General features: G+C 68.4%; 13 protein-coding genes and 2 pseudogenes. 1 reads left to right on the top strand and 14 read right to left on the bottom strand.

Translation table 11 applies throughout. From position 1 onward, the window contains the following. Positions 1-374 precede the first annotated feature (374 nt). The 5 genes and pseudogenes from ACFC8N_RS16570 to ACFC8N_RS16550 form a co-directional block, all read right to left on the bottom strand. Positions 375-938 carry a transposase gene (locus tag ACFC8N_RS16570; protein WP_376288769.1) on the bottom strand — a complete coding sequence of 188 codons (564 nt, stop codon included), beginning with the start codon at positions 936-938 and terminating at the stop codon, positions 375-377. Then, a complete protein-coding gene (locus ACFC8N_RS16565) occupies positions 935-1,480 on the bottom strand; it encodes a winged helix-turn-helix domain-containing protein (protein WP_376288540.1) in 546 nt (181 codons plus the stop codon). The genes ACFC8N_RS16570 and ACFC8N_RS16565 overlap by 4 nt, the downstream gene beginning before the upstream one ends. An 81-nt stretch (positions 1,481-1,561) precedes the next feature. Continuing rightward, positions 1,562-1,954 (bottom strand): annotated as a pseudogene (locus ACFC8N_RS16560) (tyrosine-type recombinase/integrase); the annotation flags it as partial. Between the two features lie 296 nt (positions 1,955-2,250). After that, positions 2,251-5,376: a tetratricopeptide repeat protein gene (locus ACFC8N_RS16555; protein WP_376288539.1), complete on the bottom strand. Its 3,126-nt coding sequence runs from the start codon at positions 5,374-5,376 to the stop codon at positions 2,251-2,253. Further along, positions 5,373-5,861 (bottom strand): hypothetical protein, encoded by a 489-nt coding sequence (locus ACFC8N_RS16550; RefSeq protein ID WP_376288538.1) that lies wholly within the window; start codon positions 5,859-5,861, stop codon positions 5,373-5,375. The genes ACFC8N_RS16555 and ACFC8N_RS16550 overlap by 4 nt, the downstream gene beginning before the upstream one ends. Before the next feature lie 165 nt (positions 5,862-6,026). Here ACFC8N_RS16550 and ACFC8N_RS16545 point away from each other — a divergent pair, with 165 nt between their 5' ends. Further along, positions 6,027-9,305: a DEAD/DEAH box helicase gene (locus ACFC8N_RS16545; protein ID WP_376288537.1), complete on the top strand. Its 3,279-nt coding sequence runs from the start codon at positions 6,027-6,029 to the stop codon at positions 9,303-9,305. Between the two features lie 487 nt (positions 9,306-9,792). On the opposite strand, the gene ACFC8N_RS16540 is transcribed toward ACFC8N_RS16545, so the two are convergent. From ACFC8N_RS16540 to ACFC8N_RS16500, 9 genes and pseudogenes are all read right to left on the bottom strand, one after another. After that, positions 9,793-10,131 carry a hypothetical protein gene (locus ACFC8N_RS16540; protein WP_376288536.1) on the bottom strand — a complete coding sequence of 113 codons (339 nt, stop codon included), beginning with the start codon at positions 10,129-10,131 and terminating at the stop codon, positions 9,793-9,795. Between the two features lie 15 nt (positions 10,132-10,146). After that, positions 10,147-12,846, bottom strand: coding sequence for a DNRLRE domain-containing protein (locus ACFC8N_RS16535; protein ID WP_376288535.1), 2,700 nt, complete (start codon positions 12,844-12,846; stop codon positions 10,147-10,149). 373 nt (positions 12,847-13,219) lie between these two features. After that, entirely contained in the window at positions 13,220-13,675 is a 456-nt protein-coding gene (locus ACFC8N_RS16530) for a hypothetical protein (protein WP_376288534.1), read from the bottom strand. 68 nt (positions 13,676-13,743) lie between these two features. Beyond that, positions 13,744-14,033 (bottom strand): annotated as a pseudogene (locus ACFC8N_RS16525) (integrase core domain-containing protein); the annotation flags it as partial. Between the two features lie 330 nt (positions 14,034-14,363). After that, positions 14,364-14,861, bottom strand: a complete 498-nt coding sequence (locus tag ACFC8N_RS16520) for a hypothetical protein (RefSeq protein WP_376288533.1) — start codon at positions 14,859-14,861, stop codon at positions 14,364-14,366. 29 nt (positions 14,862-14,890) lie between these two features. Beyond that, positions 14,891-15,313: a hypothetical protein gene (locus tag ACFC8N_RS16515; RefSeq protein ID WP_376288532.1), complete on the bottom strand. Its 423-nt coding sequence runs from the start codon at positions 15,311-15,313 to the stop codon at positions 14,891-14,893. Further along, a complete protein-coding gene (locus tag ACFC8N_RS16510; protein ID WP_376288531.1) occupies positions 15,310-15,594 on the bottom strand; it encodes an integrase in 285 nt (94 codons plus the stop codon). Before ACFC8N_RS16510 ends, ACFC8N_RS16515 begins: the two co-directional genes overlap by 4 nt. 565 nt (positions 15,595-16,159) lie before the next feature. Further along, entirely contained in the window at positions 16,160-16,621 is a 462-nt protein-coding gene (locus tag ACFC8N_RS16505; protein ID WP_376288530.1) for a YbhB/YbcL family Raf kinase inhibitor-like protein, read from the bottom strand. A 505-nt stretch (positions 16,622-17,126) separates the two neighbouring features. Then, the gene (locus tag ACFC8N_RS16500; protein WP_376288529.1) at positions 17,127-17,960 is read right to left on the bottom strand and encodes an S-methyl-5'-thioadenosine phosphorylase; all 834 of its coding nucleotides are present in this window, start codon (positions 17,958-17,960) and stop codon (positions 17,127-17,129) included. Positions 17,961-18,040: the final 80 nt, after the last annotated feature.

The following is an 18,040-nucleotide window of genomic DNA, read 5'->3' as shown; positions in this document are numbered from 1 at the left end:
CGCCAATAGGATGACTAGCGTCCATCAAGGCGGAGATCTCTTCGAGTGCCTTAAGGTTTTGCGCCGTCACCTTGAGGCGGAAGGTCTCCTCGTTTGCTGTCAAGGATCACGACCGACGGTATTTCCATCGGGGATGGGACGTCAGATGTCAAATGGAAGGCTTGCTTATCCGTTGCGGCGCGATCCGCCTCTGACCGACGCGGATCTTGTGGACATATTCGCGCCGGCTAAACTTTCCGAGGTGGGTACGGTCGAAGATCAACGTCGAGCTGTAATGGAGTTCTTCGGGTTCTCAAATAAGTAGCTTGGCGGTCCCGCCGGATTTGTATCCGGTGGGACCGCTGTGGCGTGCTGAGGGGGTCTGACGGCAGTACTCAGGTTGAACTCGCGATGTCCGGTGGTCTGATCGCGTCCAGGTCCATGATCAGGCCGGTGGGCGGCAGGCATCCGTCGATCAGGTGGGGCCGGTACTGGATCTTCTTCAGCTTCCGCTTGATCACGCGGGTCAGGTGTGCGAGATCGGCAGCGGCGAAGTCGGCCAGGTGCCGCTTGAGGAGCGACCAGATGCCCTCGGCCGGGTTCAACTCCGGCGCGTAGGAGGGCATCTGGAAGATCCGCAGCCAGTCCTTGTGCTCCTCGGCGTAGTCCGCCAGGTCCTTCACCAGGTGCACGTTCAAGTTGTCCCAGCACCACACCACGGGTGTGCCCAGCTGTAGGTGGGTCATGACGATCAGATCGCGGTACTGGCGCCAGGAGAATGCCTTCGGCTCGCCCCGGCGCCCGTGCCAGATGTGCAGCGCGTAGAAGAACCGGGAGCGGTGCCCGGCGCGATAGCAGACCACCCCGGCGATATTGACCCGACCCTGGTTACGGCCACGCACCCGAACCACGGGCCGACTCCCGCGGGGCGCCCAGGTATGTCCCTTCGGCGGCCTCAGCCCCTGACCTGCCTCGTCCTCGAAGCAGACGTGGGCGCCCAGGTCCGCCGCTGCCCTTTTACCTGCGGCCACACCTGGGCTTTCCACACCTCGATGGCCTCCTCGTCGCGTTCGATCGCCCGCCGCAGCGGGACCTGCGCGGACCAACCGTGCCGGCGCAGCAGCTTCCACACACCCTGGACCGTGTAGCCGACGTGGAACATCCGCCCGATCAGCAGCTTGATCCGCTTGAGCGTCCACCCCTGGAACCCATCGCCCCAGCCATGCGCCAGCGGACCGCGCATCAACTCCCGCTCCAGCCGCTCCCACTGCCGTGCACTGAGCCGCTCGACAGACACCGGCCCCTTCGAACGCAGCGCCTGCCCACCGCCCAGCTGCCACGCACACCGCCAGCGTCGCACCGAACGCGAGGTCACCCGTAACTCCCGCGCGATGACCTCAGTCTTCTCACCGCGTGCGAATCGCTCGGCCGCCTCCAGCCGCAGCCGCTCCCGCTTCTCCTGCTCTCCGGGCGTCACCCCGCCCCCTTGCGCGTATCGCATGACCCCCTCGTACTGCAGGGATCAAGGAACGTCACCGGGTTGCGGACATCACGAGTTCAACCTGAGTAGCTGACGGCAACGTCAGTGGACGGGTGCTGCACAAGCGGTCGAGTCGTCGCCGTCGTCTGGCTCGGTGGTGGGCTCCTGCGGAGCCTGGAGGCTGTGGTTGAGGAGGTCGATGGCTTGGCACTGGAGGCGGAGGCGGACGTGTGCGTAGACCGTCGCGGTGACACCGATGTGGGCGTGGCCGAGGAGTTCCTTGATGACGACGAGTTCGACGCCCTGTTCCAGGAGGAGCGTCGCCGTTGAGTGGCGGAGGTCGTGGAACCGGATTGGCCGTAGGCGGGCGTCGCGAAGCAGGGCGTTGAAGTGGCGGGTGAGGGTGGCGGGTTCGATCGGATGACCGTCGGACCGGGTGAAGACGTGGCCGCCGCCCTGCCAGTCCGAGCCCGCCTCCTCCTTCTCCTCTGCCTGATGCCGCGTCTGGCGCTCGAACTCGCCGACCAAGCCGCTTGTCCAGTGCCCGGATCTCCGCGATCAGATCGCGGGCGTAGCGGGGACCACTTCATCCAGCCACCGTGTTGTGGGGGCGATGCCTTGTGCATCGGGCGATGACGGCTTCGGCCTGGGGGCAGTCGTTGCGGGTCGAGGCAGGGTGGTCGCCTGCCGGACAGAGGTGAGTGTTGCCGTCCCTTCCTGCCCGCGCCCGGAGGGGGAAACGGCCCCGGTGGTCTGTTCGGCGTCGTACCGCACCACCGGGACCGTCCGGGTCAGTCCACGACAATGCCCGGATAGCAGTGCTCGTGGTGCCAGCCCGGGGCCACCGGGTACCCGCAGTGGCAGAATTCGGGCCGGGCCGACTCGCCCCTGGCACGTCGGGTCAGGGCGACGATCAGGGGCTGGCGGTCCAGCCAGGACCCCGCGTCGTCGTGGTCGGTCAGGCCGAGGGCCTCCGGTGTCACGTCGAGCCCGTCTGCGAGCAACTCGATCAGCTGGTCCATCTGTTTACGGATGAAGCGCAGGACGTTGCCGCAGTAGGACGGGGGCATCTCGTCCAGTCGGTGGCGGCGGTCCTGAACGTCCTGCCAGACCTCGTCCTGGTTCAGGAGGTTCACCCAGTGCTCCTCCGAGGTCCAGCGTGCCGTCGGCGCGATGGGTCCGCCGCTGCCCGCGGACCGCACCAACTCCTGGATGTCCACGGCTTCCTCGAGGGCCCGGAAGTACTCCGCGCGGTCCTCGGCCGCCAGGCGCCGGTAGATCGCTACGGACATGTCGGCGTCCCGGCGCGCGGCGTCGAGGTCGCCCTCGACGCCGAGCCGGGCCTGGGCCGACTGGCGCAGGACCTTCGCGTGGTCGCTCTCGTAGCGGACCGGGTCGGCCGCCGCGAGCCGTGCGGTGATCCCAGCCGCCTCGTCGGCCAGGGTGAGGGCCTCCCGCCACCGTTGCAGCCTCCCCAGATAGGTGACGAGCCGCGACGCGACGTCGGCCAGGACGGGCTCGTGCACGGCGGGCGCCACAGCGGCCAGCCGTCGGGCGGTCGCGACCGCCTCCTCCAGCGCGGTGACTGCCTCCTCCCTGCGCCGCGACGCCCACAGCAGGAGGGAAAGGTTGCCCAGGCACTGCGCCAGCTCGGACTCGTCGAGCACGAACGCGCGAGCGAGCAGCGACCCGGCGGGCGGACCGGCCGCCAGGCCGCGCCGGGCGAACTCGATGGCCCGCGCCTGCGCGGCCACGGCGTCCGAGAGACGGCGCAGCTGCCAGGAGAAGATGCCGAGGTTGTTCAGGGCGAGCGCGAGGCCGGTCTCGTACTGGTTCGGATGGGTCGCCGTCAGACGCCAGAAGATCCCGACCGCTTGCTCCGTGGGGGCCATGGCCCGGTCCGGGTGTCCGGCCGCAGCCAGCCCCCGTCCCACCTGCGCGAGGGCCAGGGCAAGGCCGGGCTCGTGGGCTGCCGGGTCCGCCACGGCCAGGTCCTGGAAGAGCGCGGCCGCCTCCTCGGCCGCGTGCAGGGCGCGGTCGGGGGCGTCGGCGTCGAAGGCGTGCTGGGTCAGGTGCAGCAGCGCGGTCGCCAGGGCCGCGGTCGGCGATATGTGCGGCGATGTGGACGAGAATGCGACAAGGGAAGAGGACGGAGACTGAGAACCGGCCGGGTGTGGGCCGACAGCAACCGCCTTCCGGAAGCAGCGCACCGCCTCCTCGTCCGCGGCCAGCGCCTCTTGTGCCAGCCCCGCCCGGCCGAGCCGGAAGCCAAGTCCCTGGTGCAGGCGGCCGCGCTCTGAGGGGTCGGCGGTGTGGGGGAGGCGCTCGGCGACCAGTCGGGCAGTGAACGTCGCGATGCCCGCGTCCAGGTCGAGCTGCCCGAACTCCGGGAAGCAGGTCTCCACGGAGGCGAGTACGGAGACCGGAAGAGTGGTCTCGGCGAGCGCCGTGAGGGCCGCGCTGCCCGCGGCGACGGCCACCGACGGGTCCTGCCGCAGGATCTGCTCCAGGTGCCCGGCGACGTGCGGCCAGCGCCCCGGTGCCGCCGCGGCGGCCAGGAACGTCAGGCCGCGCGTGACCGACGGCGGAACCGCACCGTCCGGGTCGCGGGCGCTGAGCGTGCGCGCTGTCGGTGCGGCCCAGGGGTCGGCCGGATAGCCGGTCACGCGGTGCCCGTCGAGGCTGAGGGCGAGGAAGTCCTCGGCGAGCCGGTCCGGGTAGAGCGGCTCGAGGACGGCGCCCGGCTCCGCCGCCGGGTAGCACGTGCCGTGGTCGGTGAGCAGCCGCAGGGGCCGCTCCAGGCCGATCGCCCCGAGCAGGGCGCCGCCCTCCCCCGGTGACACGGCCCCGGTGAGGGCGGCCGTGAACACGACGCGGTTCATGTCGTTCGGCGCGGTGCTGAAGTCCAGTCCCTCCAGGCGGTTCTCCCACAGCCGGGTCCAGTGCAGTCGCTCCCGGTTCAGGAGGTACGCGGAGAGGCCGGCCAGGTCGTTCGGGGCCTGTTCGCCGCGTACGTGGGCGTCGACGGCAACCAGGGCGGCCATGTGCACTGCGAGGACGAGCCCGAACTCCGGGCGCCCCAGATCCTGCGGTTGTGTGATCACGGCCGGGTCGGGCACACCGTACCGGGCGGCGAAGCAGTCCCGGGCCGCGGCGAACATGGCCGACCGGGCCCGCGGGTCGCTGCCGGGGGCGCCCAGCGGGCTCAGCTCCTGGTCCCGCGTGCCGGCCATGACGTCTTCCAGGGCGGAGCGCACGGCGGGCCAGGCGGTGGCCGAGCGGGCGAGCAGCAGCAGCCGAGTCGGCAGGTGGCCGGTGAGCAGCCGGTTGCTGAACAGCCAGGTGAGGTGCGAGACAGGCCACCGGTCGGCGTAGTCGACCACGAGGAGCATGCCGCGAGCCCCGTCGGACCGCAGGTCCGCGCTGTTCCCCTGGCCCGCATCCAGGACGGCGCCCGGGCCGTGCGTGGCCGTGACGACCTTCCAGCCCGCGGCGGTGCTCTCGGCGGCGAACTCGTCGGCGAGGCGGCTCTTTCCGTGCCCGCCGGGGCCGTGCAGCCAGGTCGCCGAGAGTCGCGGCCCGGGGCCGTCCCGCCAGGCGGTGAGCTCGGCGCGCTCCCGCTCCCGGCCGGTGAAGTCGACCAGCCGGTAGCGGGCGTTGAGCATCCGGCTGGGCTGGTGAAGCAGCCAGGTGTCGTCCGGCGCGGGGGCTGCACTCCGGTGTTGGCCGAGCAGGTAGACGGGCCCACGATCGGGGAAGACGTGCAGGTCGGCGCCCACAACGCCATACCCGAAGCCGCTCTCCACACGGATCGACTGGTGGACGGTCGCCTCTGTGGCGGGGCCGGGCGGCGCTGCGCCACCGCTGCCAGTGGCGACCCGATGGCCCTGCCGGGTGCCCTCGTCGGCCCCTGTCACCGAGCGGCCCCGGAGGTCCCGTCGCCACCGAACTCCCCGTCTCTGTACGGAGGTTCGGCCATGCGACCCGGCGCTGACCCGGTGCTGTGGTGGTGGTTGACGATGTTTCCGCCCTGGACTAGGAACGCCTTCGCGTTGTCCCGTACGACGACGTCCTGCACCCACTTCGGCTCGCTGTTCCCGGCGGGCCGGACCTCATCGATCAGGGCCCTCAACTCCTCGGCCGCGGCCGGGTCACGTTGCAGCAGCGAGCGCAGCTCGAGCTGCCACAGTGGAAGGAGCGTCTGCCGCACCTGGTCGCCATCCTCGGCCTCCGCCACCAGTCGGGCGTTGCTGTCGAGTTGGCCCTCGATCGCCTGCTGCCGTTCCTCGCCGCCACGGTGCCGGAACAGCTCCGCCACGCGAGCGCGGGTGAGCATCCAGGAGTCGGTGGCCATGGCGCTGACCACTGCCGTACCGCCGGCCATCACGAGTTCGTCGAGCACAATTCCTCCCTCAGCGGGCCCCGTTGACGTCGCTCACTCCGCGCGCCGCCACCCCGCACCGACGACCGTAGAACATCCGGCCGGAATCCGGGGATTGTGCTGGCCGTTCTCACAACGTGTGAGTGATCACTCGCTCCGCGGTGGCCCCTGTGTCAGAGTTGGTTCATGCGCACGGCTGACGGGGGAAAGCAGGATGGAACGGCCGCGTCGGGGGAATCGGTACCCGAGCTGGTCCGTATGCGGTGGGGGACCCGCCTGACCGACCCGCTGCCGGCCCGATTCGAGGAGCCGGGCTGGAGCTACGAGGAAAAGGTCCCGCGCCGCTGCCCCGCCTGCGACGGCGAACTGCACTCACTGCGCAGGCCGTACGAGTCCCAGGGGCGCGTCTACCGCTACGTCGCCGTCGTCTGCCCGCGTTGCCCCGCTGCCTACGCCCTCGCGGATCTCGGCGTGAAGACCTACGACAAACTCATGGGCCACAGCGGCCGGGCAAAGGCCCCCACGTCCGCTCCCGCCGCGAAGCCGGATGCCGGCCCCGATGCCAACGATGCCTGGGGCATGCTGCTTGGCCCGTGCCCCACGGGTGATGAGCCGGGCGGCCTGACCATCAGACCGATCCATGCCTTCCCCGGCGCGACACTCCGGCCTGCTCCCGGCCCCGCGCGCGTCGTCCCCTCCAACCTGACGTCCCTCGGGCCTAGTTGGCCTGCCGACCTGCCGCTGCCCGCCGATCCAGAATTGCGGCTCCTGTACTGGTGCAAGGTGACCGACCCGCACTGGCGGCCTTCCTTCGCGGCTGTCGACGCGGCCGAGGACATCCGCGTCATCATGCCGGACGGCCCGGAATTCGACGTCCTGCGCGCGTACCTGACCGACGAGGACATTCCGTACCGCTGTGCACGGCACTGGCAGGAGTCAGAAGTTGTCGGCACCGTCAGCGAATCGGGGTGCCGAACCGACCTCGTCGCGTGGCCCGTCCGCTCCGGGCCGCTACCTGCAGCCCCGGTCGCGGGTCCCGGTGCCCATGCCGCCCGTGACGCGTTTGCGCTGCAGTGGGACGCCCTGGAGGAACTGCCCGAGGACGCCGACGACGCCTACGTCCCGGTGGCAGACCTGGTGCCGCCGGGCTGGTCGCGGTTCCTGAAATACCCGACGTTCAATCCGGCGCAGGCCGACGCCGTCCCGGTGATACTCGAGAACGACGGGAACGTCCTGGTTGTCGCCCCGACCGGCGCGGGCAAGACCCCGATCGGCATGGTCGCCGCCCTCAAGGCCAACGCACAGGGCCGCAAGGTCGCCTGGCTCGTGCCGCAGCGCTCCCTGACCGACGAACTCGACCACGAACTCGACTTGTGGCGCAGCAACGGACTGAGCGTGGTTCGCCTCACCGGCGAGTACGCCGTCGACGCCGAGCTGATCCACAAGGCCGACGTCTGGGTCGCGACCACCGAGAAGTTCGAGGCCATCTGCCGCACTGGCTCGCTGCGCGACGCCCTCGCCGACGTCGGCTGTCTCGTCGTCGATGAGGTCCACCTGCTCGGCGACCCTGGCCGCGGTCCCATCCTGGAGGCCCTGCTTGCTCGAATCGGTGAGGATAGCGGGCAGGTGCGTGTCGTCGGCCTGTCCGCGACGGTCGCCAACGCCGACGAGGTCGCCGACTGGCTCGGCGCCCGCCTTGTGCGCACCACGTGGCGGCCCACCCGGCTGATCTGGCAGATACCCGTCCCCGCCGCGTCCACCAACAGCGACCGGGGCGCCCGCGCTGCGGCCCGCACCCGTGCCGCCGTACGTCAGGTCCGCACCATCGCCGACGAGGGCGGCAGCGCCCTGGTGTTCTGCGGCAGCAAGCGCGGCGTGCGCATGACCGCGCTCGCCCTCGCCGACGAGCGCGGGGCCCGCACCAAGGGCGTCGACAAGGACGACCCCGAGGTCGTCGAGCGGCTCTGCTCGCTGACGGGCGTGCGCATCCACTATCGGGACTGGCCCTACAAGCGCGAGGCCGAACAGGCGTTCCGGAACCGCGAGGCAAACGCCCTGGTGGCGACGTCGACCGTGGCGGCCGGGGTCAACCTGCCGGCTCGCGTCGTTGTCGTACGTGACACCGAGATCGGCCTGGACCGAGTCGAAGTCTCCATGGTCCAGCAGATGTTCGGCCGCGCCGGGCGAGTCGGCGCCGGGGAGCGCGAGGGCTGGGCCTTCCTCCTCACCGACGGCACCGACCGGCCCGAGTGGCAAGCCCGTCTGGCCGCCGGCTACACCGTGCGCTCTCGCATCCGCGAACGCCTGCCCGACCACCTGCTGGCCGAAGCTGTGCAGGGCCGCGTGCGCACGCTCCGCGAGGCCGAGAACTGGTGGACCCGTACCCTCTCCTACCACCAGGGCAACGAGAGCTTCGACCCGCTGTACGACGCCGTCGAGTTTCTCACCGAGGCCCGCTACCTGCGCCGCAGCCCCGGCCTCGAGCACGACGACACCCTCGTGGCCACCGAGCTCGGCACCCTCACCAGCCGTTTCATGCTGGCCACCGACCTCGCCGACGAGTTGTCCGACGTGCTGCGCGCCGCCCCCGTGCCCCAGGACCCGGACGCGGCCGAGCAGTTGCTCACCGCACTGCTCGCCACGCACCTGCCGAACCTGGAACAGGCCCAGTTCACCGACCGGGCCCGCGCCGTGCTGCTGCGGGTGCTGCGCAACGGCGGGCACCTGGACCCCCCGGACTCGGAGGCCGGCGGTGCCCCGACGCGGCCGGGCGACGAACCACTGGTCGCCGGGGACCTGGCGCGGGCAGTACTGCTTCTGGTCGCGCACAGCCCCAAGGTGTTCCGCACCCGCTCCCCGTACGTCCTCGGCATACCCTCCGAGAGCCTCACCGGCATTTACGAGGAGTCCCAGCGCTATCTGGCCTGGCTCGGCGCACAGGGCCCGCTCGGCACCGTGCACCCCTGGGCCGCCGTTGTCGCCGCCGACCTGGCCGCCCGGATCCGCTGGCGGGAACTCGGCCCGCGCCGCGGCGCCGGTCGCCTGTTATGGATCTGCGAGCAGATGGCCACCGCGACGCTCGCCATCCGGCTCGTGCCGCAGATGTGGCGTGCCGCTCGCAAACGAGGCATAGGCGCCCCCGACTGGCCGGGCACCACGCCCCCGAACGGTTGCGCCCTGCCCGCCCAACGCTATCGGCAACTCCTCGCAGAGCGTACGACGGGCGCGCTCCTGACCCCGGGCCCGGACGGAGTCCTGGTCCGGGACTGCCCGCGTGGCGCGACCGTACGTCTATGGGACGGCATGTCGGTGGAGTCTCACCCGGTTGAGGGCGCCCAGGTCGAACTCTCCTACCCACGCCCGGCACCGGACGACCCGGAGGGCGGCCAGCGTGGCGCGGCCGTTTTCACTCGGAGCGACCACTTGGCCACGGGCTGGTTGGCCGCGTACACCGGCTTGGCCTGAGAGCCGTCCCGGCTGGGGCAGCCCTTCGCGGAGTCCGACCACTTCGCGCAGCAGTGGCATCGCATCGCGGATACCCCTGGGGTCGCTGAGTTCTCACCATAAGCTCAAGCTACGAGGGCACTTCTGACGTTTCTGCTCAGTGAGCGCGGGGCGCCGCGGCTGGGACGGTGGACGGGAGAGTTCACGCCGGCGGTCAAGTAGATCGAGATCCACCGCTTCTTGGGCGCACGGCAACGCGCCGATGTGAGGACCATTCCGCGCGAGCGGCGGCGCGCTTCACTTGGCCGCTGCTCGAGGCGGACCGGCGGTGTATGTGGGACATGCGACGGGCAAGGGAGCAGGTAGTGCGGCTGCCGTGCGCCGGATTCTGACGCGTTCCCCCCCGATCCACAGGTTCCGGGCATTGCTCCGGTGCTCGGTCCGGTTGACGTGAAAGGGGACTGGCCCGCCCGTCAGTTTTCTGGGCGCTTGCGCAGCGGGGAAGCGCCTACAAGGTGGCCATGCCTGTGGTGAGTCCTCCTGCTGCGCAGATGAGCCAACCGGTGAGCGGCTGCCGCCATAGGGTGGTGGCAGCGAGGGCGGCTGCTGCGGGGATGAACACTCCGATGAACAGCACGGTGGTCAGGGCGCCCCAGCCGGTGTCTGCTCCGGTGACGGCCCACCCGACGGTGGCCGCGGCCAGGGCTGCGGCGAGGTGGCCATAGCGGACGTCGGTCAGTTGGGGCCAGTTGCTGGGGCGTTCCTGGCGACGGTGGACGAGCCGGTAGCGGACGATGACGCCCAGTTCTGCCAGGAGGACCGCCGTTGCGATCGCGTCGTTGATCATGGTGGTTCCTTGTGGTCAGAACTTGCAGTGCTTCTTGATTCCGTCGATGCCTATCAGCGCACCGACCATCTTTCGGAACGAAGGGGTCATTTTGCGGCGCTTGGAGTAGTTGTAGATGAGCCGCGCTGTCTTCTTGACGCCGATCCTCTTGGCCAGGCGGACGGCGGTGACGACACGCGCGGACGATCCCGCCGGGGTGAACGTGAACACGATGGGAGCGATGCCGTACACGCTGCACTTGTAGATCTTCTTGGTGGTGGACCACCAGGAGGGGTCGATGACGATGGGGAAGGCGCTGTTGGCGTCGAAGTCGACGTGCTGGACCAGCTTGTTGCCCACGACCTTGTAGCTGGTGGGGACGTCCTTTCCGTGCACGTCCTTCGCCCAGGGGGCGTCGAAGAATCCGGCCGGCTCCTTCTGCGGTGCCTTGTCGGTGTTGTCGTCGCCCTCGGAGTACAAGGACACGGACCCGTCGTCATGTGTGACGGCCTTCATGCCTGCCGGGATGACGAAGCCGGTCTCGTAGTCGTGCGGTGCGGAGCTGTTCTTGAGGATGTTGAGTGTGCGCGAGCCGCCATCGGCGGTGGGCTGGACGACGGTGTCGACGGGACCGGAGGAGGTGTAGACGACATTCCCGCCCACCTGAGTGCCCTTGGTTCCACCCTGGGGGATGGACAGCTTGTTGGGCATCTGGGCGTTCTTGATGTCGATGCCGTTGTTCTTGCCGTCCCAGGGAACCGAGACGGTGTTCTCCTCGGTCGCGGCGATCGAGGCGTACGTGTCGTCGGAGGCGGTCGCGGCCGTGATGTCCGCGGCGTCGGAGTACAGGTTCGCCAGGCCCAGCGCGTGTTCGGCGCCGGTGGGCTGCCACGAGGTGTCCACAGTGAAGCGGACCGGGTCGGACCAGCCGTTGGCGTAGTGGGTGCCGTCGTAGGTGGTGGTGCGGAAGCTGTACGTCCTGCCCGAGACGAGCTTCCCGGCAGGGACCCGCACGCTGGAGGTGCTGTTGGACGGCACCGGATCGGCATTGAACATCGCCACGACCTTGGTGGTCGAGATGTCGGTGATCTCGTAGGTGCCGATGACCTGGTCCGCGCCGTTGTGATCGTCGGCGGAGAACCGGAGGATCGGCGTCGTCGAGTTCACCTTGAAGATGCCGCCCTGGGACAGGAACGGCGTGCCGGCCTGCAGGTTGGTGCCGTTGTCGGGCCGATAGTTGTAGGTGACGTCGAGGGTGGGGACTTGGTCCTGGTCGGGGGCCTCGGAGGAGGAGAACCGCTTCCACGCGTAGGTGTCGGACTCGTCCGCCGCCTTCAGCGCGATGGACCCTTCTTCCGCCTTCTCCGACGACCAGGTCTGCGCGAGCTTGGTGACGTCCGCGCTTGCCCATCCCGCGTTGGAGCACGAGGCGGACCTGGTCTCGGTGGAGGTGGCGATCTTCTCCTTCAACACCGGCTGCCTGGTCCAGCGGGTGTTCTTGTCTGCCGGGTCCGCGGCCCACACCTCCCAGCCGCGCTTCTCGCACGACCAGGAGTGGTAGTTCCACAGCTTCAGCGTCGCCTTGGACACCAGGGAGTCGGCGAAGTTCGAGGTCCGGAAGGTCAGGAACGACCGGGCGGTGCGCTTGGTGGAGCCTGAATGGTCGCCGGGCCAGCCGAGCTTGAGGTCGGTGTTCGCGGACTGGTCGGTGGTGTCGCCGCCCTGCACGAAGGTGTCGAACAGGGTGTCCAGGGTGTCGGTGGCCGGGTCAATCGTCACCGGGTACCGAGTCGCGGGATCGTTGAGCCACTTCGTGTCCGGGGTCAGGGTCAGCTCCACGGTGTTGCCGTGCTGGGCGACCTGCATGTCGACCGGTCTGCTGTTGGTGTGCTCAAGCGAGTTCTTGTCGACGGTCGTGTCCCACATCACCGGGGCCGGCATACGTGTCTGTTCCTCGCCGTGGGCATCGGTGAAGGACACCGACCCGTCGGCGTTCTGCCGGGCCGTCACCCCGTCGGGCACCGTCATGGGCAGCACCATTGGTGCCCCGTTCTCGGGCGCCTTGTGCAGCCGCAGGAACTGCTCGAACCCCGTCCGGGTGGCCTCCACGATCAGGTCGCCACCGGGTACCGCGCCCTTGTAGGTGGCGACGTTCCCGTCCAGGACCGGAGCGGGCAGCCCGGCCTTCCACTGCACCGCCAGCCGGTTCTGGCCCGTGCCGAGGGTGACGAGGTCGCGGGCCTCGGACACGGGGGCTTCGGCCGCACTCTCGATCGACCGGGGCAGCACACCTCCCTCACCGGCCAGCCGCAGCTGCTTGGGGTGTGCCTTGGCGGATACCTTGCCGTCCTCCATGGCCTTGAAGTCGACGTCGACGTCCACCCACCGTCCGTCACGGATCATGCGAATCGGGCCGGCTGCCATCTCCCGGGTGAGGGTGCCGTCGGGGTTGGCGTAGACGGTGTCGGTCTCGGTGCGCAGCTGCAGCACCTCCACTCGGCGGTCCTGGACCGCCGCAGCCGCCCGTGCGGCCTCGACGCTTTCGGCCTCCTTGATCGGATCGGCCTTGAACGTCTCCAGGGCCTTCTCCAGATCCGACACCGCCTGGTCGAACTCGGCTGAGCTTTCCTCGCCTTCGGCCGAAGGTTTGGCGATGGCGTGCGGTGCAGACGTCAGGACGGCGCCTACGGTCAGCATTGCTATGCCCGCGGTACGGGCACGCCAGCTGTACTTCACGTGGTGACTCCAGGGTCAGGCATGGCGATTCGCCCCCTTGCGGGGAGCGGAGAGTCGCCGCGATCGGCGTGCGCGACATGTGCAGCGCAAAACGACCGCTCGAGAGTAGGGACTTGGGTGAAACTTTACCCTACTTGGTAAATGCTTGGTCGACTGGTGTGCCGTGACCTGGTTCGTGACATCTGGGGCGCTTCGTCTCGCGGGCCGGGCATTCATCCCTTCTCTGGACGGGCGGCGTAGTTAAGGGCTTTTGTGGTTGATTGTCATGCATTGGCTGACATGGTGGAACCTGTCAAAGCGATCAAGGCAGGTGATCGTGTCCAACTTTGGCCTGTAAGTTCGGGCCTGTCCGTGATCTGACAGGTCCTCGCGGTCAGAGCCGGAGTTCCGCGAGCACCGGGTTGGCCGCGAGTCGTGGGTACTCGCTACCGAGCTTGGTCAGCACGGCGTGGCGCAAGCCCAGCCAGGCGTCCTTGAGGCCAGCGAGCTCGCAGGTCGTCCCAGCCGTCGTGTACGTGCACGAGACCTGTACCTTCCCGCCGTCCGGGGCGAACTCGATCAGCTCGGCGTTCTCGGTGAAGCCGATTGTCGAGTGCTTGAACCGCTCCAGATGTTCGAGTACGCCCTTCATCGACCAGAGGAAGTCGAAAACAGGCGTCCACGACCACGGCGGGGTCAGCTCGACCTCGCCGATCGTGAACGAGAGGTCGGACAGAAAGCAGTACCAGCGCAGGTCAGCGCGGCTGACCACGGCGAGGTCCACTCCCTCCAGGTTCTCCCGACCATGGCTTACATACGGGCCGGTCTGGCGATACTCGATCTCGATCATCGGATCTCCTGCAGACGCTCCACCGGAGACTGCTGCTCGGCGATCGCGTTGTCGGCGGGCCTCTTGATTCAGGCATGGTCGGGTATGGCGGGCGGTTCGGGGATCTTGCGAACGAAGCCCTCGGGGTGCTGGTTGTAGGCATCGGCGAGGACTTTGGCACGCAGTTCTCGGACGAGGCCGGCTTCGCCGTGATGGACGTCGTAGGGGGTGTGGTAGCCGATGCCGCTGTGCCGGTGTATTGGTACCAGTGGAAGAACTCCGCACACCACTGCCGGGCATGGGGCAGCGAAGCGAACCGGTCCGGATAGTCGGGCCGGTACTTGATCGTTTTGTACTGAGCCTCCGAATACGGATTGTCCCCCGCGCACGCGGCGTTGGTCCCATGGGCGCGTGCACGCTGCACCCGGGGACGTCGTGGTCTCACTTCTGCAGGGGTGGTCCCCAGGGAAAGGACCGGTGGGGCCAGTTCCTGTGGTGGAACCCGCGCCTTTGGGGTTGGACGCGTCGGGCGGGTCCCCCGCCTGCGGGGAGTCCCGTCACTACGTCATCGGGGTCTCGGGATCGCAATGGTCCCCGCGGGCGCGGGGGTGGTCCCTCCGGCATACGGTACTTGTCTCAGTCACGACTGAGACAAGTACTGCTTCGCGACAGCGTGTTGCGAACTCCTAGCCGATGCTGGGGCAGGCCACTACTGACCGTGGTCCTGATAGCGGTAGTTGTAGTAGTCCTTGCCGCCCACCAGGACAGAGGTGACGAACCTTGGCAGTCCATCGGCGTTCCGCTCGACTTCTTGTGAGGTCTGACGGGTGAAGCCCAGCGACACCCCGGGGACCACCGGGTACTCGGGCTGTGACCTGTCGATGGTCCAGCCCCGCTCGGCGGCACGCCGGAAGAGATCCTCGGCGGGGGTGGTGAACACCTCGTCTCCCTCAAGCAGGACACGCGAGGTGGACGAGCGGCCCTCACCGGGCCACCACAGCTCGATCGCGGTGACCTGGGTGCCGCCCTCGGCCAGGGCCTGTACGTCGACGTGGTCGAGGGTCCAGGATGCCTTCGCCGAGTTCCGGCTCGGGCGCCTCAGTACCCGGGGCTCGCCCCAGTCCGGCACTGCGGCGAGTGCCTCGTCGAGCGTCATGCCCAGCAGGATCGGCGCGACTCCGCGCGGCGGGTCGAGTACCAGATCCATTGCCAACCACTCATTCGTTCACGACGTCGTCATTTCAGGATGTCGTAGTGTATCGTCCAGCCCTTCTTCGTCAGCATGGCCTGAAACTTCTTGTTGTTCTTCAGGCTGTCGACCTTGTCCTTGATGTGGGTGTCGTACTTGTCGCCGTGCAGATCACGGATCTCGTCGATGTCCATCTTCATGACCTGGTTCCAACGGCCGGCGTCGATCAGCTTCCGCTGTTTGGCGAGCCATTCCTCGCTCTCCTTGCTGGAGCCTGTGCTCGTCAGTTCGCGGTGGTCTGCGGCGTCCATGCGGATCGCAGGTCCCATGCCGGCGCCGCCGCTCTTGCTTGTCCGGAACCCGGGCATGTCCAGGTGGGCGTAGGATGCCTTGGCGGGGATGTGGTTGATTTCCTGGTCGACGGGGTTGATGCGCTTTTTGTCGTCGTCCAGGAGGTTCGCGGGCTTCAACCCGCTGTACCAGCCGCCGTTTTCCGTGCATCCCGTAGCGTCCCCGGTGTGACCGGGAAGGCTCTGTTCCAGCGGGGGTGCGGTATCAGCGACGACAGCGCGGCCAGCCAGAACCGGTCGGCGGGCTCGTAGCGGATAGGACTGGCGAGTTGCCGTCGCGGCACCGCGTTCTCGTGCCGCAGCACCAGCAGTTCGGCATCCTTGGCGTTCTCCTGGCGCAGCAGTACCGCTGGCACGGACAGTAGCGCACGGGTGGCCCGGTACAGCTGCGAGGTGATCACGCGTGCAGCATCCCAGCCACTGCCGATTGCTCAGCACGCAGGCTCCCACCTGCAGCGACGACTTTGCGAGCCTCACAGGGTCCTGGTCCGTGACGGGTCCAGATGAGCTGGTCAGAAGGGGATGGCGATGAGAGAACTGGGAGTTGAAGTGCAAACCGGGCTCACCTGTGAGTGAGCCCGACGCAATGCGCCTGACGGGCAGAAGCCCGGTTCAGGCGCCTTTCCCCGTGCCTCTAGAAGAAGCCCCCCGGCCAGACCACCCTGTTCGCTGGCGACACCCGCCGCGGCCCGGTACCGGCAACGTGACACGCTATCGGCCCGGAAACGGAGACCGGCATGCCCAGTTCGACCATCTCCGGTACGCCGCCTGATCCGCAGCCCCGTTGTCGTCGCTCTGCGCGGGGAGTGGTTTTGGGAGTGGACACGCACCGGGATATCGCGATCTGCTGAAGCGCGCCTGGAAGGTTGAGGTCCTGTCCCGTCAAGTGTTGTAGGAATCCGCAGCGCTACACCACTTCGAGGACGATACCCCTTCAAAAGACCCTCGAGTGGCTCTCACAGGGCGTCAGCGCCTGGTGTACGGCGCGACGAGCACGGCAGTCGCATCCGACCTGCTTCGAAGTTCTGTCAGTGTCTGACTCGGAGACGAGCTGTCGCCAAGGGATTTCGGCAGCGCATCGTGGAACGCATACAGCGTCAGCAGGTACTGGTGGGTGCTGTTGGGGGGCGGGCACGGCCCGTCGTACGTTGCCTCGCCGAGGTCGTTGAGGAGTTCCCTCGCGCCGGGTGTCAGATGGTGCGCTTTCAGTTTCCGGGTCGCCGCCGGAATACCCACCTGTAGCCAATGGATCTTCTGATCCTGGACATCGACCATGGAAAGGGCGAGTTCGGCGGTCCCCGCCGGTGCATTCGCGATGGTGAGCCCGGGCGAGTAGTCATGGGGGCTGTCGCAGGACATCAGGGAATCGAAGGAACCCGAGAAGTTGAAGCCTTGTTCTCGTCCGAGCGTGAACGGACCGGTGGGCATTGCTGTTGTCCGGGTGACGGCCGGGGATGCACTTGTGGTTGTCCGGGCGTGACGTGACACGGCAGAGCACGCGGAGGTCCCCCCAAGGGTGGTGACGCAGGCAGCGCTCAAGGCAAGGAATCGAAGCCTCATGTGGCCAGCCTATGTGTTCTATCCACCCGTGATTCCATAGCGGCCGCTTACGTATTTCTAACGGAGTTTCTCCGGTCGGGCGCGAGGAGGAGTCGGGTTCGCGCGCCGGTGTCGTCCGATCCATCATGGGAAATGTGTGATTCGACCGCAGTGACCACACATGATGAGCTGCATCTGACGTGCTTCACGCGGTCGGCCGGTGTGAGCTGTTCTTGAATCTCACCCGCTAATAATTCGCCGCAGTCCGCGGAGCCCCGGAAATCGCGCGGTACCAGATGGCAGCGACATCTCTGCGGGGCGAGCCGGACGTACGATACCGGCCGATTGGGTAGGACGACGTCCCACCAACGGGACACCTTCGAACCCTCCGCGGCTACGGTAGTTCGAAGCCCGGGTTCATTGCGCCGAGCGCGTTCACGCACAGGCAATCCCGTTCCTCGGCGGTGGGCAGCGCGGCCACCGCGTCGAACAGCACGCCCCGCAACCGCTCCACGTTCGCCGCGAAGACCTTCAGCACCTCGTCGTGCGAGACGCCCTCCCCGGTCTCCGCGCCCGCGTCGAGGTCCGTGACCAGGGTCAACGATGTGTAGCACAGCTCCAGTTCACGGGCGAGCGCGGCTTCGGGATGACCGGTCATGCCCACCACGGACCAGCCCTGCGCCCGGTGCCACAACGATTCTGCGCGGGTGGAGAACCGCGGCCCTTCGACGACGACCAGGGCGCCGCCGTCCACCGGCATCCAGTCCCGTCCGCGCGCGGCCTTGAGCGCGACCGCCCGTCCGGCGGGGCAGTACGGGTCGGCCAGGGACACGTGCACCACGTTCGGCACGGTGCCGTCCGGGAGCGGCAGCCCGTCGAAGTACGTCTGCACCCGGGTCTTTGTGCGGTCCACCAGCTGGTCGGGGATCAGCAGTGTGCCCGGCCCGTACTCCGGGCGCAGTCCGCCCACCGCGCACGGGCCGAGAACCTGACGTACGCCGACGGAGCGCAGCGCCCACAGGTTGGCGCGGTAGTTGATGCGGTGCGGGGGCAGATGGTGGCCGCGGCCGTGGCGGGGGAGGAAGGCGACCTGTCGGCCGGCGATCGCGCCGAGGAAGAGGGAGTCGCTGGGTGCTCCGTACGGGGTGTCGACCTGGACCTCGGTCACCTCGTCGAGGAAGGAGTAGAAGCCGGACCCGCCGATGACACCGATCTCCGCGTTCGTCATGCCCAGCACGCTAGCCGCGCCGGCACGGTTCGAGATCACGGCATCGGGGAACGTCATGCTCTCGAAAGGAATTCGGCCGC

Source organism: Streptomyces sp. NPDC055966 (assembly GCF_042269865.1).
In the GTDB taxonomy this organism is placed as follows: Bacteria; Actinomycetota; Actinomycetes; order Streptomycetales; family Streptomycetaceae; genus Streptomyces.
The sequence above is the reverse complement of the archived record's forward strand: the minus strand, read 5'-3'. Positions and strand labels throughout refer to the sequence as shown.